The following is a 23,179-nucleotide window of genomic DNA, read 5'->3' on the forward strand; positions in this document are numbered from 1 at the left end:
CCATGAAATTACGTTATTCGGGTGTGGTGGCCGGTGGTGTGCTGTGTGGCGTGATGTTCAGCGCAATCCCAGCCTCGGCGCAGAGCATCGAAGACCGTCTGCGCAGCCAGCTGCGCGAGACGGCTACGCAGTTGCGCCAGTTGCAGGACAACCAGTCCCAGCTGGAGGCGGACAAAGCCGTGGCTGAGCAGCAGCGCGACAAGGCACTCGCCGACCTGAAGCAGGCGCAGGCGGATCTGGCGGCGACGAAAGGCAAGTCCAGTGCCGAGGTCGAAGCCGAACGCTCGCTGGCGACCGAAAAGGCCAGCCGCGCGCAGGACGACCAGCAGCTTGCGAAATATAAGTCCTCCTACGAAGACCTGCTGACGGTCTCACGTTCGCGTGATACCGAACGCACGCAATTGCAGACGCAGCTTAAAGGGCAGCAGACGCAGCTGCAGACGTGCGAGGCGAAGAACGCGCAGCTCTATCAGGTCGGCCATGAGATTCTCGACGCCTATGAGCACGTCGGAATCGGAACGGTGCTGAAGACACGCGAGCCGTTCGCGCAGAGCGAGCGCGTGAAGTACGACATGATCGCGCAGGAGTATGGCGACAAGCTCTATGCGGGGAAGTACGACCCGAATGCGGTGCCGCCCATGGTTGCGCCGGCGGCGCCGGCCGCAGCCTCTTCCACCGTCGGCTCGTCTGCGCCCGCGGCCTCGAAGTAACCAATACTGAATCTTGCAAAAGGATGGCCTCATGACGACAGCAAAGGGTAGTGAAACGAAGACGGCCGGCGCGCCGGTGAGCGGCCTGGGCATCGCCCCGGTGGACGCGGTGAGCGTGGAACAGCTGGCCGATATATTCAGGTCGGCGGGCTATCGGGTGACGCCCGCCGAGCAGAACGGCCGTGTGCAACTGATGAGCGCAAGCCAGGGCGTAGGCTTCGTGGTGCGCTTCGGCAACCCCGGAGCAGCGGCGGACACGCACATCGACTACACGCTCAGCTGTGCGATCCAGGTGCAGGGCGAGTTGCCGGCCGATCTCGTGCCCAGCTGGAACCGCACGAAGCGCTTTGCACGCCTTGCCGCACACCAGCAGTTCCTGCTGCTGGAGATGGACGTGATGGTGGCGGGCGGCGTCACCGAGCGCTACCTTCGCTCGACGATCGAGCTGTGGGACCGGCTCGTGCAGGAGTTCCTGCTGCACCTGCGCAACCGGCCGGCGATGGCGGTGGAGCAGGCCGCAACGCAGGCGGCAGCGCATACCCCTGTGGACGCCGGCGCCCAGGCGGGTGGGCCGGACGATGCAGACGGCTCAAAGGCCACGCTGCAATGAACCCGGGGAAGTCTGGCCGGTCCGGATCGGCATGGTCGCTCGGCGCGGCGCTGCTGGCGCTGACCGGTAGCGTCTGGGCCGGCGTGCAACCCCAGCCGGTGTCCGCAGATGCCGCCCCGCAGGCGTGGGTGGCCTATGCGCAGCGTGTCTCGGAGCGTCTCCAGTCGGCGCTGTCGGGGGACGCTGAAACGGCACAGCGTTTTGGTGCGTTCTTCGATGAATGGGTTGCCACCGATGCGCACACGGTACCGCCGTCCGCAGTGGTATCAAACGGCGGCCCGGCGTCCGATAGCGATGCCCTGCCTGCCGACGGCGCACTGCCGACGCTGAAGGTCCGGGTCTGGCTCGACCGGACAGGATCGGTCACACGTGTGGAATTCGATGAGGCGGCAATCGGCGACGAGCGCGCGGCGGCAGATTTGCGGGCGTTGCTGCTGCAGCAGTCCGTGGGTGCGCCGCCGCCGCTGGCCATGAAACAGCCAGTGGTGATCCGGCTCGTGCCCGGAGCTCAGCTATAGCACACAACGTCGTACCGGGGCGCTGCCACCGGTGAATCAACCTGTAGTGGGAGTGAAAGTGAGGAAATCCGCAATTGTAGTGAGCAGTATCGTGTTGGGCCTGCCGCTGGCAGGCCATGCGCAGACGGAGCCGGTGGCGCATGTGGCGGTCGGTGCGAGCCAGGTGTCGGTCACCCAGGCGGAGGTGACTGCGCTGCTCAAACCACTGGATTCAAGAGTCCGAAAGACACTGGTTGCGGACCCGGCAAAGCTGGACCAGGTGGTGCGCTCGCGTCTGGCGGCCCAGGCGGTGCTGGCCGAGGCCGGCGCTAAAGGCTGGGACAAGCAGCCGCAGGTGCAGGCCATGATCGACGAGGCGAAGCGCGAGGTGATCCTGCGCAGCTATCTGGCTTCGGTGTCGGCGCCGCCGGCGGACTATCCGTCGGACGCCGAAATCCAGGCCGCGTATGACCACAACCAGGCTGCGTTTGCCGTGCCGCGTGCATGGCGGATTTCCCAGATCTATGTCGCGGTGGCGCCCGGCGCCGATGTTGCGACGCTAGACAAGGCCCGCCAGCGGGCCACGGACCTGTCGCGCCAGGTGCATGCCAAGGGCGTCGATTTCGCGGCGCTCGCGCAGGCGAACTCCGACGACAAGGCGAGTGCGGCGCGCGGCGGAGACATGGGTCTCTTGCCGGATGCCGTGCTGATGCCGGAGATTCGCAAGATCGTCGATACGATGAAGACGGGCGATGTCGCAGGACCGATCCAGACGGCTGCGGGGTTCCATGTCATCAGGCTGACCGACACGCGCGCTGCGGGCGTGGCGCCGCTCGCCGCGGTCAAGGAGCGCATCCGTGCGGAACTGCGGCAGCAGCGCGAGCAGCAGAACGAACAGGCGTATATGGCCAGGCTCGTTGGTCCGGGCGCGGTCAGCATCGACGAAGCCGCGCTGCAGAAAGCGGTGACGGCGGCACAGTAGGATCCGGCGCCATGGCTTACCCATCTACGCATCCGGAGCCGCGTGCGCTGCGCAGCGAGACCGGGAATCGCGACGGGCTCGGCACGGGGCCGGCCGGATGGCCCGAGGCGCTGCCCGCCCAGTACGAAGGCGTGGGGGGATGGGCAAGCTACCGCACGCACTGTCCGGTGTGTCTGGGCAGGCTCGCGCCGGTACCGGACAACGAAACCGTGGCACACCGCTTTCGCCACGCGCTATGGGATGACGAGGCGCGCTGCCCGCTCACGACGCAGTCGTACCAGCCAGACGGGATGACCGTACGCCACATGCGCGACGTTGCGCTCGAGGGGCCGCAGCGCGGTACGTTCATCGGAAACTGGCTGCGTCATTACCGCGTGATGAGACAGCTTGCACCGTCGTTGACGGTGCGGCGCCTGACACTGCTGGTCGACTGCGCGGATGCGGCGAACCTGTGGTCGTATCCGTCGATCGTGCAGCACGACCTGCCGTATGTGCTGCTGGTACTGGCCGGTTTCATCCGTCATCAGGGGCCGGAGGGCGAGACGTTGTGGATGCGCTTCTGCTTCGACGGCAGCGTGTACGATGTTGGGGACATGTGGCGCGATGCCGGCCTCGCGCCGCACCTGTTCCGGATGGTGTACCGCCAACCGGTGGACACGCCGTTTCCGACCTCGCGCGAGCTGATGCACTTCAGGACGGTAGAGCGGGACCGGGGTTTTCTGGATGGGCCGGCCCCGCGGCCATCGTATTCGGATGCCAAGGTGTTCGAGCGCTTGCTGGGCGGGGATGATGCGCCTGAGGCCGCGCAGTCCAATGCGGGAGCGCCATGAGATGAACGGGATATGCAGGGGCCACCGGGTGATGCGTGCAGCAGTACTGATCGCAGCGGCGGTATTTGCCTTCGTACCGGCAGGCCAAGTGCGGGCACAGCCGGTGTCCATCCCTGCTCCTGCGGCCAAGCCATCGAAGCAGGTCTGCGTGAACGCCGAGCTAAATGGCGAAGTGGCGTTGTCGTACGATTGCCTGAGCCAGCAACTGGCCCCCACGCGCACTGCGTCAGCGGCGGGCGGCGCGAGCAATGCGGCCGAAGGACTCGCGACGGCACCGTCAAACCAGGTGGGGACGTTCAATTATTCGGCCGAGAGCATCCGCTTCGGCTCGAACTGGGGCAAGTCGGTCGAGCCGCAGCGGCCGCCTCCGGTGCCGGTGGTGCCGCTGCGGTGAGGGCAAAGCGCGCGATGATTCGCGCTGGATAGCGCTGGTCGTGGCATGGCATGACGTGGCAGAGCGTGCCGGCCTCGCGCGCAGGACCCGCCACGAACAGACAGGATTGCAGGAGAACGGAACCGGTGAAGCGTCGATATGAAGCAGCGTAGCGAAGTGAAGGGAAGGGCGCGCGCGCTCGCGCTGTGCCTCGCGGTATGCGCCGGCATAGGCACACCGGTGTCCGTGGTCATGGCGCAGGAGAGCGCGGCGCCGCAGATGGTGGTGCCGAACTTTGCCGCGCTGGTGAAGCGCTACGGTCCGGCGGTGGTGAACATCAGCGTGACGCACGAGGTCGCCCAGATGGGTATCCAGCTGCCACCGGGCGTGGAGCCGGGCAACCCGCTCGCGCCGTTTCTCGCGCGGCGCGTGATCGGCAACCGCGAGGAGGTGAGCCTCGGCTCCGGCTTCATCGTAAGCGCCGACGGCTACATCCTGACGAACCGGCATGTCGTGGGCGACGCCGCCACGGTCGTCGTGAAGCTCACCGACAAACGCGAATTCACGGGTAAGGTCGTCGGCGCCGATGCGCTCTCCGATGTCGCGCTGGTCAAGATCGACGCGAGCGACCTGCCGGTGGTCGTGACGGGTAATCCGGAGCGCACCGACGTGGGCGACTGGGTGATGGCAATCGGTTCGCCTTACGGGTTTGCCAATACTGTGACCTCGGGCATCGTAAGCGCCAAATCGCGCTCGTTGCCGGGGGAGGCGTACATCCCGTTTATCCAGACCGACGTGCCGATCAATCCGGGTAATTCGGGGGGACCGCTCTTTGACCTGAGCGGCCACGTGATTGCGATCAACTCGATGATCTACTCGAAGACGGGCGGTTATCAGGGGCTCTCGTTTGCGATTCCGATTGACGTGGCGCTGGACGTGAAGGATCAGTTGCTCAGGACCGGCCATGTGAGCCGGGGACGGCTCGGTGTCGCGCTGCAGGAGGTGAGCCAGGCGCTTGCGCGCTCGTTCGGCTTGCCGAAGCCGGACGGGGCGCTCATCAGTGTGGTCGAGCCCGATGGCCCCGGCGCGCAGGCGGGATTACAGCCCGGCGACGTGGTGCTGGCGGTGAATGGCCGCGAGGTGGGGGACACCGCCGATCTGCTGACGACGGTGGCGAAGATCAAGCCGGGTCAGACGGCGGACCTGCTGGTGTGGCGCTCGGGCACGGCTACCCACGTGAGTGTGACGGTCGGCGAACTGGAGAGTAACAGCGGCTCGGCCACCGCAACGCAGACGCCGCCGCGGCTGGGCGTGACGGTGCGCCCGCTCACGCCGCTGGAGCAGCAGAAGGTGGGTGTTGATCACGGCCTGTTGATCCAGCAGGTGACGGGGCGCGCGGCCAGCGTTGGTCTGAAGGCGGGCGATATCGTGCTGTCGGTCAACGGCACGCCTGTTACTACGATCACGCAACTGGCGGACCAGTTGCGGCAGGCACGCGGCAATGCGGCCCTGCTGATCCAGCGCGGCACGACGCGGCAGTACCTGCCGATCGACCTGGGTCCCTCACAGGGGTAAGGGCAGCGGCGCGATCGTCAATGAAAAGCATCGTATAACGTGAGGGTGAGTTCGTGACGAACAACGGGAAGTGGACCGGTCTGCTGGCAGTCCTGATCGGACTGGTGTTGTCTTGCACCACCCTCGCGTGGGGACAGGCGCCCGCCGTACCGCAGCCGTGGATTGCCTATGCGCAACTCACCGGTCGCCAGTTCCAGGCATGGCTGGAAGCCGATGATGATGCTGCGAACCAGCTGCATCAATATCTGGAGGACCGGATTCTGAATGCAAAAGGGGATGCGCCTCCCGCTGCTATCGTGATACGCGCATGGATCGGCGCGGACGGCACGGTCACCAAGGTTGCCTTCGATTCGCTCGGTGATCTGAAGGCCGATGCGATCCTGCGCGGGTTGCTAACCCGGCGCGCGATGAGCGAACCGCCACCCCCCGATATGTTGCAACCGTTGCGCGTGCGGCTGCACCTTGAAGCCAATCCGCAGGCGGATTCTGCATCCGGCACACCGCCGGCTAGTCCGGCAAGTGCGCCATGAACGTGGCGTCCGTGAAAGCCGCTCAACGGTGGGCGATGGCGATGCTGGTGGCGGCCGGGTGTGCGGGTAACGTTGCTGCCGCTCGGGACTTTTGAACTGGATGCCACTAACGCGGTTCGCCGCCGGTGACGTGCATACCGACGGGCCGGTACTGGAGAGTGTCACACCGTGATTCGGGAGAACAGCGCGCTTTTGCTTGTACGTGCCCTCGCGTGCCGGCTGGGCGTCATGACCCTGGCAGCAATACTGGCGCTGAGCAGTGCAGGTGCGCAGACGACTCGCGACCCGGTGATGATCCCACCGTCGAAAGCGCTTGATGCGTTTGCGCTTGAGCCGAACGCGACGGGCTTTTTTGTGAATTACAATGGTGATGTGTTGACCGCGCGCCATGTCGTCAGGACTTGCCAGTCGCTCTTTCTCATCAAGGACGGCGTGGTTGCACGGGCTAGTGTCAAGGCGGTGAGCCCGGATACGGATCTTGCAGTGATCACCAGCAGGATCAGACCGTTTCTCGTGGCGAGCTTTGCAAAGACGTCTGGTGTGGTCAGTGCACAGCCTGTCTTCACGGAGGGCTATGAGGCCCTTCAACACATGCCGGATCGCGCGACCACCATGTACAACGCATTCGCGCGCGACAGGCCGGCCGCATCAGGGGGAGAGTTCACGCTGATATCCTCGGCGAAGAACGGGGCAAGCGGCAGTCCGGTGCTGGATCAGGCAGGACTCGTTGTGGGCGTGGTTACCGACCGGGCAGAGGCGTCCAACGATGACCCACGCGCGTATGTGACCCGCTCCGGCGCCGCCGACTATGTGATTGCGGTCGCGGACGACACGGTGAAGGCTTTTCTGAGCGCGAGCAATATTCCTTTTAACGAAACCGATGCTGCGCAGCTTGAGCCGATGCAGGCACGTGCGCCACGTGCGGCGACTCTTGAGGTGGGGGTGTTGTGTGGGGAGTAGTGGGTGCGGTGTGGGAGGGCGGAGCAGTTCAGTCTTTCGAAGCCGCTGTGTCGGCGGGGTTGATCGGCATGGGTTAGCTTGGCCCCAAAATGCCTGTGCAGCGCCTGCACGAGATCGTAAACGGACAAAGGGTTACAGGCGTAAGGCCTGTAACCCTTCGATTTTCTTGGTAGGCCGTACGGGATTCGAACCTGTGACCAACGGATTAAAAGTCCGAGAAAGTCCAGATTCATTTACGTTGATCGATTTCCATGTACATGCCGAAACACCTGTGTTGAAAGGGCTAGCGCGATGGCGCAAGGAATTCGAGATTGACCGAAATGGATCGAATAGCCTAGGATTTGCCTACATGGTGCCTACACAGATCGATTAATGAAAAAGCAAAGCTTCACGGCGGCACGGGTCGATAGCTTCGAGTGCGAGTCCGGAAAACAGCAAAGCATCTATTGGGATGCTAAGACGGCGGGCTTCGGGTTAAGAGTCACAGCGGCGGGTTCGCGCGCGTACATCTTCGAATCGCGTCTTTTCGGCAAGACGATCCGCGTGACCATCGGGGATGCCAGGGCGTGGGACCTTGGCAAGGCGCGCACTGAGGCGAGCAGGCTCAGAACACTGGTTGACGACGGTAAGGACCCGCGAGAAGTCCGGGCCGAACAGCAGGTCGCTCATGAAGCTCGTCGAGCAGAATCGCGCCGGCAGGACGTGACGTTTGGGGAGGTGTGGGACGAGTATGTGCAAGCGCGCCAACCTTTTTGGAGCGAGCGGCACCATCGCGATCATCTTCAGCATGCAGACCAGGGAGGCATGCCGAAAAAGAGAGCCGAAGGCTTGACCCGACCTGGTCCGCTTGCCGTATTGCGGCCACTCAGATTGCCTGAACTTACCGGTGAGCGCGTCGCTGAATGGCTCACGTCGCAAGCGGCGGATCGTCCTACCATGTCTGCGCTTTCGTTCCGGCTGCTGCGCAGCTTTATTCGCTGGGCAGCCGAAACCCCTGCCTATCGCGGCATTATTCCACCTGACGCATATAAGTCGCGCGACGTGAAGGACGCGACCCCACGCGTGAAAGCAAAGGACGGGGATTCCTTGCAACGCGAACAGTTGGCGGTGTGGTTCGGCGGCGTGCGCCAGATCGGCAATCCTGTCATCAGTGCGTACCTCCAAGGTTTGCTGATCACGGGCGCGCGTCGCGAAGAGCTCGCGGCAGTGCGCTGGGACGACGTTGATTTTCGCTGGCGCAGCCTTGTGCTGGATGACAAGGTAGAAGGTTCCGGGGGACGCACGGTTCCCCTGACGCCCTATCTGGCGAGTCTGCTACTCAATTTGAAGCGGATCAATGAGACGCCGCCGAACAGGCGGCAGGCGGCGCGTCTTGCTCAGCGGGGTGAGCAATGGGCGCCGTCGCCCTGGGTGTTCGCCAGCAAAACTGCCGCTGATGGCAAGATTGCAGAGCCGCGTCTAGCGCATAATCAGGCATTAGCTGCCGGGGACTTGCCTCATGTCACCCTGCACGGTTTGCGCCGTTCATTCGGCACGCTATCGGAATGGGTCGAATGTCCGGTGGGGGTCGTGGCGCAGATTCAGGGTCACAAGCCATCGGCTATCGCCGAAAAGCACTACCGCCGCCGGCCGCTTGATCTCCTTCGCATGTGGCACGATAAGATCGAGGTCTGGATGTTGGAGCAGGCCGGCATCGAATTTACCGACAAGAAAACGGGTGAAGCGTGACGCAATCGAAGACACCGCAGGAGATTATCGATTTCAGCGTGAGGCTACACGAGACTTTGAACCGTTATCTGAACATGGCGACATGGACGCCCGTTCAGGGCGCGATGTTGCTGGCCGGCATTCAGCCTGCGCCAGATTGCAGGGAACTGCCGCCCGGTAACGGCATGGGTCTCGATGGCGTCGAAATTCGCGGAGGCGCAAACCCGCAATTCTACGAGGCGCGCGCGATTCTTCGGCAGTGGAACGACTGGTGCGACGATCAGGGCCATCATCCTACGGAAGTGAAGCCAATCGAATTCATTGATTGGTGCGTCGAGGATGAAATCAAGGAGCGCTTTGCCGTGCACAGTCCTTTTCGCTGGGTGGACATTTTCAAGGATATGGTTGGCTATCCGGGCAGTCATGTGCCGTTCGAAGTAGCGCTCTATGCAGCCAAAACGGCTCAGCCTCTGGAAGTGATACTCGACAAGCTCGACGAAATCGACCGCCGCACGCTCAAGGCGACTCGTCGTGGTGCGGTCACGGTGGTTTCCGTTTCGTCCGAGGGCGACAATCCGCAGTTTGCGACCAATCCCCATCGGCCGTATTTGACGACAGAAGAACTGGCCGCTGCGCTTAACGTCGACCCGCAAACCATTCTGAAAGGACGCTCGAAGAACGGACACTATTGCGGAGTGAGGGCAATTAAACTGCCAAACAGGCTGCTTGCGTGGCCGGTGGATGCGCTCGAGCGCATCATGAGTGGATCTGGGAGCGATGACTGACGGCCGGATATTCCGCTAACGTGACCCTTAATTATTCGTTTATGCGGTGCCCCGTTTTTTTGCTGCTGCGGTTCTCTTTGGTGACTTGGCCCATTTATGTTTTTCAACCTGCCGTTCCCACTGATTCAGCCGGAGTGCGGCGGTCTCAGGAGCGGAATTTTCCTGCAACACCTCCAGAAGGGGATCGCAATTCTTGGCCGCCTTTGCGGCGCTTTTTTTCCTGATCGTGGTCCGTTTCGCAAGTTTTCCTATCGGTGACTGGCTATTCCAGAAACCATGATGTCCGGTCGGTGGGATGACGCGACAGTAAAAATCAAATTCGGTTGCCATCGTCGCCTCTTCAAGCGTTTTTTCATATGCTTCTGAAGCTGGCCACTCGTAGCTGACACACACGGCATGGTCATCGCTAACACGTGTCTGCCAGTAGTGACGAACATGATCCACACTCGCACTTGCCCAGCGCAGCATGTCATCGTCTCTCAGGAAAACGAAGGCGTCTAGCCAAAAACCGATCCGGGCATTATGGCGGAGCCGAATTGAGTACCCAAGATAATTATCCCTCGGTATCTGGGTTTTTATCATGCTGACGAATCTCTTTCGTAGATCGCAGATTTCGTTATGCGACATCACTGGGCGAGGAAAGTAGGAAGGTCGATAAACGGCAAAGTGTGCGATATAGGGTTTGGGCGCCCGACTGATCAGATGCTCCGCATATTGCATGAGACTATACCTCGTCCCCTGTGCAGTACGCTGAAACGATTTGATGACGTCGCGTGATTTTATCGCGTGTTCGTAAATCTCCTTGCAGTGGGCATTTAAACGATCGCGGCAGTCCAGCATTTCTGCATGACTGGAAAATACGTACCTTGGCCGTCTCGGATAGGAAAAGACGTAGCTCGCAGCCAATTCGAAATAACTACGCCCGTCATCAGCCCGGTTTTCACGTGCAGCAATTTCATAAATCCTGAATAACGGATGGAACTGGTGTTGCGGAAAATGCCGGGTTATGGCGGAGAGTTTACTCTGCGGGTCGTCCAGGAATAACTCCAGAAACTTTTTACACTTGGGCAACGCAGAAAGGGCCGGCCTGTCTCGATCGTCCCCAATCACAAAAATCGGATCTGGACGGCGTCGATATTCATCTATGAATTCCGCCGCTACGCTCGCGATGTGACGAATCAGCCCGATCATCTCCGAATCCGGCCAGTACGGCTCCAGCGTCTTCGGGTCCTGGAACGAGGACTGCCAGATCTGATCTATGAGCGCAGCGGAAGGGCGACCAATCCGTAGCTGATCGGCCGGATCGGGCGGCGGTGCCCGCCTGGGTTTCCTGGGCATGGTGGAGGGCATCGGGCGGGCATCGTCGTGGGGAAGGTAACGCATTCTGGCGCTAGGTTTTCTAGCCGTCAACTACCATCCCCAGATAAATGAAGTTAGTACCCTTAGGTTGTTTTAAAAAGGAATACGACACACCATATTCCAGTTCACTGGCGCGTATCCTGATAGTCGGAGGCCTGAAGCGCGGCACGCAGTTTTACCGTCGCTGCGGTGTGGGTCTTCTGGAGCGGAAATGCGGTGCAGAAGTGGTTCGGGCGGGGTAGATGTCTTGCGGGGAACGCGGTCCCGGACGCAGTAGAGTGAGAGGCAGATCCAGTGATCGCAAAACAAATGACAATCGTGGCACAATGCAAGCATCATCAGTGCACTTGTCGTGCACATTGCAGGCATTGTCTGGTCGCATCCAGTGCAAACAGGAGGCAGATTGAATGTGGATTTGAGTGAAAAATTTGGTGTGGCGCCAGCGCTGAAGGACGGCGTTGACTACGCCACGCTGACGAATTCCAGGCTTATGGAACTGCTGAGGGAGCGCGCGCTAGATTGCGGACAGAAATCGATGACGGCCAGGCTCGCCGCAGTAATCGATCTTGTCGAGGTCATGCTGGCCCGTAGTTATGACCGTTCCCAGGTGCGGGATCTGTTGATTGAGATGGGGTGGCGCTTCACGCCGGATAGTTTTGACTCGGCACTATCCCGTGTGCGTCGATGGCGGATGTTGAATCCCAACGGCAGCCCTGGAAAATCGTAGAGGTCAGTATTACTGGAGCGTGCCGATTCTGCTGCCACAATGGCAAATGTGTTTGCCAACCAATCTCATGCGGGAAAGAGATCTTCCTGATCGACGACGCTGGAATGCAAGAATCGCTTCGATCACGATATTTAGGCGATTAAGTAAGCTCGTCGGCACGTCACCGCCGCCATTCAAACAGTTTCCATGATCCATATCGCTCTACGCGGATTCCTCCGCATGAAATGATTCATGCAAAAGAGCGAAAATAATCCCCGAACAATATCCCTACCCACGCCTACTTGTCTCTCGGACCGATCTTCACTCCAGGTCAAAATTCAATCGGCGTGTACAGATGATTTAACGTGCATTGCCGGAAGCCTATATTGCTTGATGGATTTGAACGGCGTTGCCTGGCACATCAGCCCAGGCCGATGCTTATGTACTTTTTTATTGCGTGCGTATGTATGTATATGAGAAGCATGAATGAAACACTGACTTCTCTCGGGTGTCGCTGATTGAATCGATGTAATTATCGTGTTAATCGAATGTGTCCTACTTCTGCTTTATATGGAATAGGAGTATTGAACTATTGGGTGAGGGATATTTAACTACGAATGCAAGTGTGAATTGGAATACTTTCTTGGTTACTTCAGCAGGAAGGAACAATTCATCCGTCATTGAATTAGTAACTCTTCATCTGTTAATTGAGCACGTTACATCGACGGTGAAAATATTTCCTCAATGACATCGAGCATAAATCAATCAGCGACAAGAAAGATCTCCGGTTCATTGGTAGCTGAGTATCGCATGTAGATGGTTCAGCGACACGAAGAACAAGAGACTGAATTAACCACCGTCGCAATACATGCGACGATACATCATTGCACAACCATGTACACACTCACTGAAGACCAGGAAGCGCTGGAGGTAATTGCTCGTCTCGACGATCGACTGAATCTGGAGCAACCCGAAGTAGACGGCAAGAGACCAACCATCGTCACCCACGATCTCGCGATCAAGGTTGGCGAGCATGAAGGAGATCGTCGGATGCCGCAGCACGGCGTTGACCTTGCGCACACGGTTGCCAGTCTGCTGGGTATAGGCTGCGGCGACGATGGGTTCGAGCAGCGTGCCCCAGTAGGTGGGGGACGTTGTGTCGGCGGGGTCCGGCCGGGGCAGTCCGTCACCCCGTCCGGTCTTGTCGAGCCATAGTTCAAGAGCACTCATGTACGGATTCAGGCCGACCGCCGCTGCGGCGTCCGACCCACCAATGCCGGTGCGGCGCACGGCGAGCCAGTCCTCGCGGCTCAGATCCTGGGTGCTGACCAGCCTGAGCGCGGGCGCTCGCGAGCCCGCCGCCGCTTCGAGTGTTTTCATAGGACCTCCAGAAAAAATAAAAGCCCGGCAGGCGAACCTGACCGGGCATGGTGGTGAATTGAGTGGTTGGTTGATGGGGGGATTGGCGAGTGAAGGGTGAGTCAATACGGGAGCAAGAGAAGCCGGGAGCACAGTCAAGGTCAGACCGGCTATGCACGCGTCATCGCGTCCTGCAGCGCATCGAAGGCATAGGTCACGAGCTTGCCGTTTCCAAGGTGCACGGTTGTGCCTTGCGCGCTGATCTGCAGGACGGTGGCGTAACGGCCCCCGAACCGTAACCCTGTCCCACGCGGAATCTGGATCCTTGTGCCGACCATCAGGACCGGCGCGTCGTCGGGGCCGTTCATCACACGACGAGCCGCAGCGCTTCATCCCAGGCTTTCTGCTTGATGGCGGCGCCGGTGCCGAACCACGCGGCATCGCGCCGATGATCGTTGCTGCGCGCGCGGCGCTGATGATCGACAAACTCGGTGATGCTGTTGAGCAGCCCCCACGCCGTGCCCGCAGCAGACGCCATCTCGGCGCCCCTGCCGCGACCGGCAAACAGATCCTGCACGGCCCGGACGGCACTGTCGTTGGTGGCCGGTACAGGGGTGTTGCCTCCCGTCGCCTGATAGGTCAGCACACGACGGAAGAAGGCTTCAGCGGCGGTGTCGTTGACCTTGCATTCGGACAGCGCTTTCATGCGCGCCATAAATCCGTCCCAGCTGGAGATCGCGATGCCGAGCTGGCGTTTCACGGCCTGCGCATCGAACTGGCTACGGTGCGGGACCTTGACCGCGCCGGTGCTGTCACCCAGCGCGATGGCGAGCGTGTTGTTGCAGACCACGCGAACCGACGTGAACTGCGCGGTGGTCGCGAGTGTGCCGTCGCATGCGGTTGCGAGCAGCAGATAGCCGTTGACCCTGTCACGCCCCTTAAGCGTCGCGCTCTGGCCGGTTTTTGCGAGTGCCCACAGTTTCTTGCCATCCTTGAGGACGCCGGCCGTTTCAAGTTCATAGCCGCCCGCTTCGGTGAGGTCCCGATAAAACTCGATGATTTCAGTGGGCTGTACCACCTGGAACCGGCGCGAGACGACGGACAGCGGGGCTTTCGTATCCGAGCGATAAAGTACCTTCTGTTCGGGGAAGGCGTGGATCGAGCCCAGATTGGGGCCGTCACTGCCGGAGACAAAGCGCACTTCGGTTTCTTCGATGCGCCAGTTCATGCCGGCCTGCTGTGCCCAGACTTCGAGCGGTTGATGAGGGGCGAGCTGATTGCCCAGACCGTGCCAGGGCGTTTCGTTGGCGTAGGCCATGGTTTGTACGAGATGCATGAATCACTCCTTTGTGAAAAGACGAGCGCATAAAGCCCGGCCGGGACCGGGCACATGCGCGAGCGGTGAAATCAGGATGAGAGAATACGGAAGAGCCGGAGGGGGCGGACGGAGCCGCCAGGCGAAACGCTTGACGTGGAGTTCGAGTTCAGGCCTTAGCTGGGTGGCGGCTAAACGTGTGGCCGCATGCGAGGCAACGGTAGTTGTCGAGGACGTTGTTGTCGATAACTTCGCCGACGCTGGTGCCTGCCGCGCAGCCTGCGGCTCCGCCGAGGAGTCCGCCAATAACGGCGCCTGCGATCAGCCCGAAGACGGAGCCGACCGGGCCGCCGATCATGCCGGCGGTCGCGCCAATTTCTGCACCCGACATCGCGGCGGTTGCCGTGCCTGCCGCACCGGCGACCGCGCCGATTGCGCCGCCTGTTTTGCGGGCGGTGTTGCGGGTTTCAATGCGCGACGACCGGCACCGGGGACATTCACCCGGGGTGCGATCGGCAAGAGACGTATCCGAGAACATGTGGTTTCCTGGAAGTTAAGATCGTAAATGGATAGAGATCAATCGAGCGATGACCGTTTGTCTGGCTCGTTGTAGTGATATATGTCCGACCGGATTTGGAATCCGGGATCATGTAGCGCAGACGTGGAAAACTCCCCGCCGTCCTGTAGGTAATCCGGATCGGATCAGGTCCTTCGGTCGAACGGAATCAAGTCAGCTGTGCTGCGCGCCGAAGGTGTGACCACATGAGATGCACCAGTTGCTAGCGAGCATGTTCTCGTTAATCACGGCACCGAGCGCGGAGCCAGCCGCATTGCCGGCGGCGCTGCCGGGCAGACCGGCAATCACTGCACTTTTGATACGGCCAAACAACGCGCCGAGCGGCCCACCGATCGCGCCAACTGCTGCGGCTTCGGCACCGGATAGCGCCATGGCGAACCGCCGGTCGCACCCGCGACACTGTCGATCGTGCTGCCGGCCGAACGGGCTACGTTGAAGGTGTCGATGCGGTTGAGCAAATCTTCAATCCGGAGTTTCGCTAGTCGCTTGGGACGAGGCTGTTGCAATGGCCGGGTGTTATTGAAGCGTCTTGTCTTGATGCCGTCGCGAAAAAAGCACGGTTCGCTCCCGTAACTCCCCTCGCATTGACTCTGCGTGCAGTGAGATGGTGTCGATGAACTGGCTGACGACATCGCCTTCGTGGATTCTCCGCTTCCGGGACGACCTGTAGCTCTCGCTGGCAAGACCATCAGGGCGTGAACGCTTCGTAAACCGGTGTCGAGGCCAAGAATCCGTTACGGAAGATGGACTGGCTCACGATGTGTTTCCCGCGTACCCGGGATGGCGACCATCCCGGATGGGGATGAGCCATACGTACAAATTGAATCTGGATTGCGATCACAGGCCATAGACAGAGGAGCAGCGTCGCTCTGGCCTACGGATTGGCGCTTGGCGCGGTGCGCATTGGCGTAGATGGAGGCGTGAGAATCCAAAGAGCATATGTGCGGGTTTCCGTGTTTGGATCCGTCCTGTTTATAGAGGTCCGGTTTTTTACTGGCAGTCGCTCATCCTGCGCTTAATCCCGGTCGTTGTAAGTGAGGAGAATGGTTGCCGGATGGCAGGTCAAAAGCCATGCGGGCGACGTGGTTCCTCATGGCAACAGAGCGGTGTTGGTGACTTTGTCGGCGTGGGGTGCCTGTAGGTCAGGGCTGAAAGCGGGGATTATTGTGCATGTCATTCGGTCTGGGCGAATGTGCCGGCATCGTGGAGTCGAGTTCGCGCCATGCCGGGCTGTGTAAAAAGCTATTGGGTGATATGTGCAGAGTTCATGCACGAATGGTGCGCACAACTGACGCGGGCAGAATGGTCCGTAACATCCGTCAGAAAACGTTCACTGGATGTCATTTTTGGATTCGTCTAACGTCCAAAGTTCGATCTTCAACTGTGTAGTTTCATGTCAAAATTGTAAGTTATCCGAAATTAATTCGTATGTATAAGACTCAGCTTGAGTATGAACTTGGGCATAACTTGATACAGACATCGGGCGAGGTTTGAACGTACATAAACATGCTGCGACGGAAGGTGTGCTGCAGCAAACGAGAGCTGCTCACCCGCAGAACGGGGATCAAGAATGTGGACTTTCAGAGGGCAGAAGTGTTTGCCGCTAACCGACGTTACGCCGCACGGCCAGAGTTGGCAGGCCAGTACCAACAGTTTGCTATGCAGTGCTGCGTTCGCGGATTTCGCGCCGGCCTCGCAGACCGACACGACGTCGACTCCACTGGCCGTGGCGAGCGTCTTCATGAACGATGAGAGGCTGGACCAGTCTGCGCTGACGATGGGAGATGGGTCAGTGCTGTCGACCAATATTGGTAGCCTGTTGACGTCCGTTTCGTCACCTCACGGTGGCGCGGCAGCCGGTAGCAGTCTCGCTGTATCGTGACAGTGAATAGATAGAGGTTGATGATTCAAATGGATAACCTCTTTCCTACTATGCCTTTCGGAATTTCTTATGCGCGTATCTATTGTTGCGTTGGTAGTCTGTTTTACTCTTGCGTCCTGCTACACGCCAGAGCAAGCACAGCTTAGCTCTCTGATCAATGAGAAGGTGACGCTAGGAATGCCGATGTCGTCAGCAATAAAGGCACTTACGAATGAAGGGTTTGCTTGCGTCGGTAACACATCGACTGATTGCTCTCGTGTAAGGCAGCGCTTATTGCCATCCAGTTGTATCGAGCGAGTCCGATTGTACTCCGATAATAATTCTAATTTGGTTGATAGGGTCGATGTTCCACCTATAGACTGCGCGGGGCTTTGACCATTGCAACGTTACTGAAGCTGGCGGATGTGGGTGGGAATATGCCTAAATTCTAATATAAATATTTGTGCCTCTATCTTAAAATTTTCGTTAATTGTGTTTTTTGGGTTAATTTAAAATTATGGGGTCGTGATATGGCGAGCGGTAATTATTCTATATTGGAGGCGCAATTACCTCTCGTTGGCGGTGTTGCTGGACACGATCTATTGGTTTTGGTTGATCCGGATGGTAATGTCATCGGGGAGATCGATGGATTGGCTACTGGATCAAATGGCCAGATCAAGCCAATCGGATATTTGCCTTCCGACAGGTTAATGACATACACTTATTCTCAGGCGATGTATTACTCTCCGAATGAGGCTCAGGTTGTGTTGTCAAGTGGGTCCGAAGATGAAATTATGTCGCAGTGGAATGCCGCTGTGGCTGCGGCGAACGAAATCAATCAGTTAAATTTGCCATATCCGTTTATGGGTCTGGGATCAAATAGTAACTCTGTAGCATCCACACTCATAAATGCGATGGGATTGAGTGAGCCTTCGATGCCCGGAGGAGCGTCTATCTTACCGGGTGCGGGAACAATCCTCCTTTCACAGGCAGTAATACAGAATATCCAGCAAACATACGGCATAAGCAGTATCGTCGGGAGCGCCGGAAGTTTTTTAGAAGGAGTCGAAACGGATAACGGAGTTACGACAGCCACAGTAAAAAATGCTGATGGAAGCTATAGCGTATCTACGTTTTCCATTTCTCCTTCGGGGGACGGTTTGTCGACCCTAACGGGGTACAATGCCCAAAATGTCGTTCAGTTTGTCGAGATAAACGATGTAAGCGCAAGCGGACAGACTAGTGTAAGTGTTAGTGGGCAAGGTGCAGTAGTGGAGCAGAATGGCGCGGCGATCACTATTGCGCCGGGTAGTCAGGCTACCTTGGGCGGGGCGAATGACCTTATCAATCCTGGCGGTACCGATACGTTGACACTGGGTGCTAATAGCGCTTCAACAACTATAAGCATCGACAACTCGGGCAACGTTACAGTCCAAGATACGAGCAGCACAGACGGCGTATCAACTACGATTTCGCTCAACTCCACGGATGGAAGCGGCTCGCTCGCGGTAGGCGGTCAGTCAGTCCTGAATTTCGGTGCGGGTTCGAGCATCAATGTGGACGCGGGCAGTATCACGGTCGGGTCCACGCCGGCGACGGGCTGGACCGAAACCGCACAGTTGAGCCAGAGTGGTGCGCTCACACAGACTTTCGATTCGACTTCGTCTGGCGGCTCGATTGCGCTGACGTTCAGCGACACCCCAGGCAGTATTTCTGATACCGGCCCACAACTAACCGGCGCAACACTTGGCGGTCAGTCGATTGACGTAAGTGGCATTTACTCGGACATCCAGTCGGCGGCGCAAACGGATGCACAAGGCGCTGCAGCGCAAACGGGTTCGTTGCTGACTGCCGATCAAAGCGCAATCCAGACAGCGCTTGCTACCGGTAACGTCTCATCGCTGCCCAGTGATCCGGAAGGCTGGCTGACCGGGCTGTCGTCTTTCCTGCGAAGGTTTCCGTCGCTCAAATTTATCTTGGGCTTCCTGCCCTCGTTAGTTCGAGATCATGGCGCAATTTAAGAAGAAAAGTAAGATGAACGCGATAATTTACCGCATATGGTTTAGGTTGGGCTTCGGTTTGACCTTCGTGCTGTGTTTGGTTTCGTTTGCCTCAGCCACCACAAGTGATTGCTCTCCTGATGCGCCGCGTTACGCACCGCACGCGATAACTGGTGAGACTTGCCCGGACATAGGCAGAATGGGATCGACTAAACTCGCCATTCCCCGGCACTACATATTGGGTCCAGATTTCGCATATGACGGAGTCGACATATGGAATGCGGAGTCTTATAGGAATCGGCCGAAAAAACAGTCATTCGATTTGCAGATAAGGTATTTTTCGATTCGAATTCGTCTGAATAATTTCAAACCCGTTGAGAATGAACGAGATTTGGCAGATTTCGATCAATCGGAAAGGTCTGTAGTGGCTTTGCCACGCAAAGATAATCAGTGGATTTTTGTTCAGTTTAACTATCCATCACTATTCAAAAAAGAGGGCAAGCCGGTTGACATGCGAAGCGCCCTGCGGAGATTCACGCAAAACGAATTCAGCATGGGCAAAGTGACTTTTATTAGGAAGTCGGATGTTGACGGCCTGGCGCATTATATTTCGCCTATTCAGTCGTCCGCCGAAACGATTCAAGGAGAAGTGAACGAGGTATTTTATGATGAGCAATCTAATCGCACGCTAATTACGTGTGAAAATTCGCTCAGACACATCCCTCCCCACGATCCCTTGTCATTTTGTCATCATTACTTCTATACGCCAACCGGTGATGTCTCAATAGAGGTTGGAAATATCCGTGACAAGCAATATTACCTTTCTCGCTGGAAGGAAATTGAGAAGGGAGTTCTATCGGAATTTTATTCATTTATTGTTCAGTGAGAGATAAATATCTATAACTGGGGCTAGATATGCCAAATGCTTTAACTGCAGCGCAACTGCAAGGTTACCTTAGTCAGCTTGCGGAGACGTCGCCTGGGAGCTCGAACTTTGAATCAGTTGTAAACGGGGTTTATTCTCAGCTTTCCCAGCAGGGCTATGGTTATGCCAACCTTGCTGCCGGGTTGGTTACCTGTTCCACCTTGTCCGGCAACGTGGCCCAGAATTTCATGGCCAATTATGCAAGTTCGCAAGGTGTCGCTTTGTCGAGTAGTCAGATTCAGAAGATTGAACTGGATATGGCGAATGCCTATGTGAACACGTTATTGCAAATGGCAAGCGCCCCCAACGGTGATGGTACCGTCAGCACGGATATTACTTATCAACAGGCAGCGCAGTTTCATAGTGCTGTATTTACCAGTGACGGACTGTCCGCAAACGCATGGACACTTTATGCGCCCGGGCAGGTGCTGGATTCGCAAAGCATGCAGGCGTTGTGGGTACAGATCATCAGCCCGGACCCAGCAACTAGCAACCTCGGTTCTGCCGAGCTGTATTCAGCCATGAGTTTCATCGGTGGTGTTGGAACTCCGGATGCGCCGGCAAATCTCTCGGACGATTCCATTACCGCAGCAAACTGGACAAACAACGTTACGGTGGCTGGCCTGACGAGTGTTTTCTCTGGGAGTAATGCTTGCTCCATTGGCTCGATCACCGTAGACGACCAGTATGGAGAAGGGATCACAACGCAGGTTGGTGACGACTCGGGAACAAACGGTAGCTACGCCATTTCAAGCATGGGGAGCAGTGACTATCTCCAAGGTACAGACGCATCGCTAACGCTTTCCAACGCTAGCTTGACGTTGGGAAGCGATACCGGCACTGCCCTGACGGTGAGCAACGTCAGTGGCAGTATCAACGTCGACAACTCGGGTAATGTCACGGTCCAGGATACGGGCAGCACAGACGGCGTATCAACTACGATTTCGCTCAACTCCACGGATGGAAGCGGCTCGCTCGCGGTAGGCGGTCAGTCAGTCCTGAATTTCGGTGCGGGTTCGAGCATCAATGTGGACGCGGGCAGTATCACGGTCAGCTCCGCGCCAGCGACAGGCTGGACCGAAAGCGCACAGTTGAGCCAGAGTGGTGCACTCACGCAGACTTTTGATTCGACTACATCTGGCGGCTCGATTGCGCTGACGTTCAGCGACGACCCAGGCAGTATTTCTGGCGCCGCACCTCAACTGACCAGCGCAACACTTGACGGTCAGGCAATTGATTTAAGCGGCATTTATTCGGACATCCAGTCAAACGCGCAAACCAGTGCGCAGGACGCTGCAACGCAAACGGGTTTGTTGCTCACAAATGATCAGAGCGCGATCCAGACGGCGCTGGCTACGGGTGACTTGTCGTCATTACCTGGTGATCCGGAAGGCTGGCTGACAGGACTTTCGTCGCTTCTGGACAGCGCATCGACGGACATGAGCCAGTCTGGCTCGATCTTCTCAGATCTGGAGATAGACTCGAATACTGGCAATGTCGTCGCATTCGTGCCACCGGCCGGCCAGGATGCCGATCCTCCTCCCGGCTATGACTACGATCCAGGCTTGCTGACTGTTCCCGGCGACTGGAAGATTTCCTCAACAAGTACCTATCTCAAGCGTGGAAAAGACTACACAGTCCTTTAGGGACTAGCGATTGAGAAAACCGCTTAGCGACTACTGAAATTTTCTTGACTCGAAATTCAAGGTATGTCTTCGGCGTATCGATGAAACGTAAGCGATTTGTGGCCATCTCCATGCGTTCGATAAAGGCTCCGGACTGCGTTGTACGTTGGGTACTCTAAGCTTTTGTTTCCGAGCAATTGAGACGAGTCGGCTGCTTCCGAATGTATGGGTGAGGAAACAATGATCGCAACGCGCTTTGGGCAATTTTTTCGATGAAATACCTACCGCACAGGGCCGAGGAGAGGCGACTCCCAAGAGAGATAGTCGTCATCGCGTAGTATGGTTGGGAAATTCGGGTGTACTAGACCGATACCCAAAGTCCGTTACAAAGCTGAGCCGGTTCAAGGTCCAGTTTTGCGGAGGAACGCAGCTTAATGAGGATCTGATGATGAGTAACCCTGTCGTGTCCGTATTGCTCGATAAGCAGACCACTATAGACACGGATCGTGTGGCGGAGCACCTGCACGCAGTGTTTCCAGACGTTTTGAGTACGGCGTCAGCATCAATCATGACAGTTGCAGGCATCATGATCGCGATCTTAAACATGCCGACCCGGCTGCCTGATGGCTGGCAGATACCTACTCGTAGGGCCGAGGCACATTGGCGCGAGGCAAGCGCAGTTTGTGACAGGCATTGCGCGCACCTTACGATATCGGCGATTGGTGAACAGGCGGATCGTCTTAAGGTCGCACAAGTTATCACGGCTGTGGTCGGTGCAGTCGCCGCGATCTATCCATCGGTCAGCGCTGTTTTCTGGGATTCGTCAGTCGTCAATTCGGGTGCCGTATTTGCTCAGCGCAGCCGTTCGGCGTTTGCTGCGTTCCCAAATTATCCCGTAATGCTCTGGATCAGCTTTCATCCATTTAAAGATGCAGATGCCATCGGCGTTATGACGATGGGACTTACGCCGTTCGTCGGACGCGAGATCGAATTCGAAACTCGCAAGGCAGAAATCGTGCCCCTGGTGAATAAAGTTCAAGGATTCATCGTTTATCTGCTTCAGCGGGGCAAAACAATAAATGATGGTGAGATGATCGGCATATCGAAAGATGAACATATTACGGTTCAACATTTCACATCCAGGCGTTTCGGCGGATTGCCAGTTTTTTATGCATACATCGCTGAATGACATCGGAGCATAAAGTGCTACTTGATCAAATGACGCAAAATCATCGTGGGGAGAGTAAGCTAATGATTAAGAATAAGGAGCGGAAATTTTTCAGGGTAAGCCCCAATATTCGTAGCACCAGTGTGCCAGGCATGAAGCTTCTAAATAAAGCAGAGCTTCTGCAAGGGAAAGGCAAGGTTTTGGTGCCGGAAATCGGCCAGCGCGGCTTCCCTGTCTATCCTGAAATGCCACGCTTCCTATTCGGTAAAAATCTGACACAAGCTACCCGAGAAAGGGTGGTGCACGATATCGAAAAATATGGCGCTTATTGGTTGGTTTCTGATCGGCTGAAAGAAATTTTTGAACGTCTTGATCCTTCTGCATTCATCTTTGTGAGATGTGAAATAGAAATGCAGGATAAGAGCGAGCCGCCGGTATACTGGTTGTGTGATGTCGTTCGCGTACTTGATGCGATAGACGAGGTAACCTCAAAAGTGCAGATCAAGCATTATGAAGATGGTCGAAAGTATTATAGTTTTCTCGGTGAAACTTCTCTTAATTTTCGTGAAGACATTGATCTCTCGAATCATATATTTCGCCTGAAATATGCTATGTCAGCCGTTTTCTGCGATGGCGAATTCAAGTCCGATTTTAAGAATTTCGGAATCACGGGAATGGATTTCCTGGCTGTATAAAAATGTGCGCGAAAATTTTCGGGGATTTTT

Annotated in this window: 24 protein-coding genes; 18 read left to right on the forward strand and 6 right to left on the reverse strand. The window is 57.4% G+C overall.

The annotated features are described in order from the left end of the window. The first annotated feature begins 2 nt into the window (after window positions 1-2). The 11 genes from FFS45_RS17500 (at window position 3) to FFS45_RS17550 (ending at window position 9,559) form a co-directional block, all read left to right on the forward strand. Window positions 3-710 (forward strand): hypothetical protein, encoded by a 708-nt coding sequence (locus FFS45_RS17500; protein ID WP_137955887.1) that lies wholly within the window; start codon window positions 3-5, stop codon window positions 708-710. Between the two features lie 31 nt (window positions 711-741). Continuing rightward, the gene (locus FFS45_RS17505) at window positions 742-1,320 is read left to right on the forward strand and encodes a YbjN domain-containing protein (protein WP_137955888.1); all 579 of its coding nucleotides are present in this window, start codon (window positions 742-744) and stop codon (window positions 1,318-1,320) included. Continuing rightward, window positions 1,317-1,838 carry a hypothetical protein gene (locus tag FFS45_RS17510; protein WP_137955889.1) on the forward strand — a complete coding sequence of 174 codons (522 nt, stop codon included), beginning with the start codon at window positions 1,317-1,319 and terminating at the stop codon, window positions 1,836-1,838. The genes FFS45_RS17505 and FFS45_RS17510 overlap by 4 nt, the downstream gene beginning before the upstream one ends. A 79-nt stretch (window positions 1,839-1,917) precedes the next feature. Next, window positions 1,918-2,799 (forward strand): peptidylprolyl isomerase, encoded by an 882-nt coding sequence (locus FFS45_RS17515; RefSeq protein WP_249362825.1) that lies wholly within the window; start codon window positions 1,918-1,920, stop codon window positions 2,797-2,799. An 11-nt stretch (window positions 2,800-2,810) separates the two neighbouring features. After that, window positions 2,811-3,629: a hypothetical protein gene (locus tag FFS45_RS17520; RefSeq protein WP_137955890.1), complete on the forward strand. Its 819-nt coding sequence runs from the start codon at window positions 2,811-2,813 to the stop codon at window positions 3,627-3,629. Window positions 3,630-3,660: 31 nt separating this feature from the next. Further along, entirely contained in the window at window positions 3,661-4,023 is a 363-nt protein-coding gene (locus FFS45_RS17525) for a hypothetical protein (protein WP_249362826.1), read from the forward strand. Window positions 4,024-4,254: 231 nt separating this feature from the next. Next, a complete protein-coding gene (locus tag FFS45_RS17530; RefSeq protein WP_249362833.1) occupies window positions 4,255-5,577 on the forward strand; it encodes a Do family serine endopeptidase in 1,323 nt (440 codons plus the stop codon). 53 nt (window positions 5,578-5,630) lie between these two features. After that, window positions 5,631-6,107, forward strand: coding sequence for a YbaB/EbfC family DNA-binding protein (locus FFS45_RS17535; RefSeq protein WP_137955892.1), 477 nt, complete (start codon window positions 5,631-5,633; stop codon window positions 6,105-6,107). 228 nt (window positions 6,108-6,335) lie between these two features. Continuing rightward, window positions 6,336-7,067, forward strand: coding sequence for a serine protease (locus FFS45_RS17540; RefSeq protein ID WP_137955893.1), 732 nt, complete (start codon window positions 6,336-6,338; stop codon window positions 7,065-7,067). Window positions 7,068-7,439: 372 nt separating this feature from the next. Beyond that, on the forward strand, window positions 7,440-8,795 hold the full coding sequence (locus FFS45_RS17545; protein WP_137955894.1) for an integrase family protein: 1,356 nt from the start codon (window positions 7,440-7,442) through the stop codon (window positions 8,793-8,795). Window positions 8,796-8,851: 56 nt separating this feature from the next. Beyond that, window positions 8,852-9,559, forward strand: coding sequence for a hypothetical protein (locus tag FFS45_RS17550; RefSeq protein ID WP_249362827.1), 708 nt, complete (start codon window positions 8,852-8,854; stop codon window positions 9,557-9,559). Between the two features lie 39 nt (window positions 9,560-9,598). On the opposite strand, the gene FFS45_RS17555 is transcribed toward FFS45_RS17550, so the two are convergent. Then, window positions 9,599-10,942, reverse strand: coding sequence for a hypothetical protein (locus FFS45_RS17555; protein WP_137955896.1), 1,344 nt, complete (start codon window positions 10,940-10,942; stop codon window positions 9,599-9,601). 379 nt (window positions 10,943-11,321) lie between these two features. On the opposite strand from FFS45_RS17555, the gene FFS45_RS17560 reads away from it, so the two are divergent. Then, window positions 11,322-11,645 carry a hypothetical protein gene (locus tag FFS45_RS17560; RefSeq protein WP_137955897.1) on the forward strand — a complete coding sequence of 108 codons (324 nt, stop codon included), beginning with the start codon at window positions 11,322-11,324 and terminating at the stop codon, window positions 11,643-11,645. An 828-nt stretch (window positions 11,646-12,473) separates the two neighbouring features. Here the strand turns inward: FFS45_RS17560 and FFS45_RS17565 are convergent. The 5 genes from FFS45_RS17565 to FFS45_RS17585 all read right to left on the reverse strand — a co-directional run bounded on the left by FFS45_RS17565 (window position 12,474) and on the right by FFS45_RS17585 (window position 15,247). After that, window positions 12,474-13,004, reverse strand: coding sequence for a YqaJ viral recombinase family protein (locus FFS45_RS17565; RefSeq protein ID WP_249362828.1), 531 nt, complete (start codon window positions 13,002-13,004; stop codon window positions 12,474-12,476). Window positions 13,005-13,153: 149 nt separating this feature from the next. Then, a complete protein-coding gene (locus FFS45_RS17570; protein ID WP_137955898.1) occupies window positions 13,154-13,351 on the reverse strand; it encodes a hypothetical protein in 198 nt (65 codons plus the stop codon). Next, window positions 13,351-14,319, reverse strand: a complete 969-nt coding sequence (locus FFS45_RS17575; RefSeq protein WP_137955899.1) for a DUF932 domain-containing protein — start codon at window positions 14,317-14,319, stop codon at window positions 13,351-13,353. Before FFS45_RS17575 ends, FFS45_RS17570 begins: the two co-directional genes overlap by 1 nt. A gap of 148 nt (window positions 14,320-14,467) precedes the next feature. After that, window positions 14,468-14,836 (reverse strand): hypothetical protein, encoded by a 369-nt coding sequence (locus FFS45_RS17580; RefSeq protein ID WP_137955900.1) that lies wholly within the window; start codon window positions 14,834-14,836, stop codon window positions 14,468-14,470. Window positions 14,837-15,028: 192 nt separating this feature from the next. Beyond that, on the reverse strand, window positions 15,029-15,247 hold the full coding sequence (locus tag FFS45_RS17585) for a hypothetical protein (RefSeq protein ID WP_137955901.1): 219 nt from the start codon (window positions 15,245-15,247) through the stop codon (window positions 15,029-15,031). A gap of 1,198 nt (window positions 15,248-16,445) precedes the next feature. On the opposite strand from FFS45_RS17585, the gene FFS45_RS17590 reads away from it, so the two are divergent. The 6 genes from FFS45_RS17590 (at window position 16,446) to FFS45_RS17615 (ending at window position 23,149) form a co-directional block, all read left to right on the forward strand. After that, window positions 16,446-16,757, forward strand: a complete 312-nt coding sequence (locus FFS45_RS17590) for a hypothetical protein (RefSeq protein WP_137955902.1) — start codon at window positions 16,446-16,448, stop codon at window positions 16,755-16,757. Between the two features lie 509 nt (window positions 16,758-17,266). Next, window positions 17,267-18,757: a hypothetical protein gene (locus FFS45_RS42130; RefSeq protein WP_212745741.1), complete on the forward strand. Its 1,491-nt coding sequence runs from the start codon at window positions 17,267-17,269 to the stop codon at window positions 18,755-18,757. Between the two features lie 13 nt (window positions 18,758-18,770). Further along, window positions 18,771-19,622, forward strand: a complete 852-nt coding sequence (locus FFS45_RS17600; RefSeq protein WP_137955903.1) for a hypothetical protein — start codon at window positions 18,771-18,773, stop codon at window positions 19,620-19,622. Between the two features lie 29 nt (window positions 19,623-19,651). Then, on the forward strand, window positions 19,652-21,307 hold the full coding sequence (locus tag FFS45_RS17605; protein WP_137955904.1) for a hypothetical protein: 1,656 nt from the start codon (window positions 19,652-19,654) through the stop codon (window positions 21,305-21,307). A gap of 424 nt (window positions 21,308-21,731) precedes the next feature. After that, window positions 21,732-22,475 (forward strand): DUF4261 domain-containing protein, encoded by a 744-nt coding sequence (locus FFS45_RS17610; RefSeq protein ID WP_137955905.1) that lies wholly within the window; start codon window positions 21,732-21,734, stop codon window positions 22,473-22,475. Between the two features lie 14 nt (window positions 22,476-22,489). Continuing rightward, a complete protein-coding gene (locus tag FFS45_RS17615) occupies window positions 22,490-23,149 on the forward strand; it encodes a DUF1629 domain-containing protein (protein WP_171029676.1) in 660 nt (219 codons plus the stop codon). The last annotated feature ends 30 nt before the right edge of the window (window positions 23,150-23,179 follow it).

It is taken from the genome of Burkholderia sp. 4M9327F10, assembly GCF_005503145.1.
GTDB lineage: Bacteria > Pseudomonadota > Gammaproteobacteria > Burkholderiales > Burkholderiaceae > Paraburkholderia.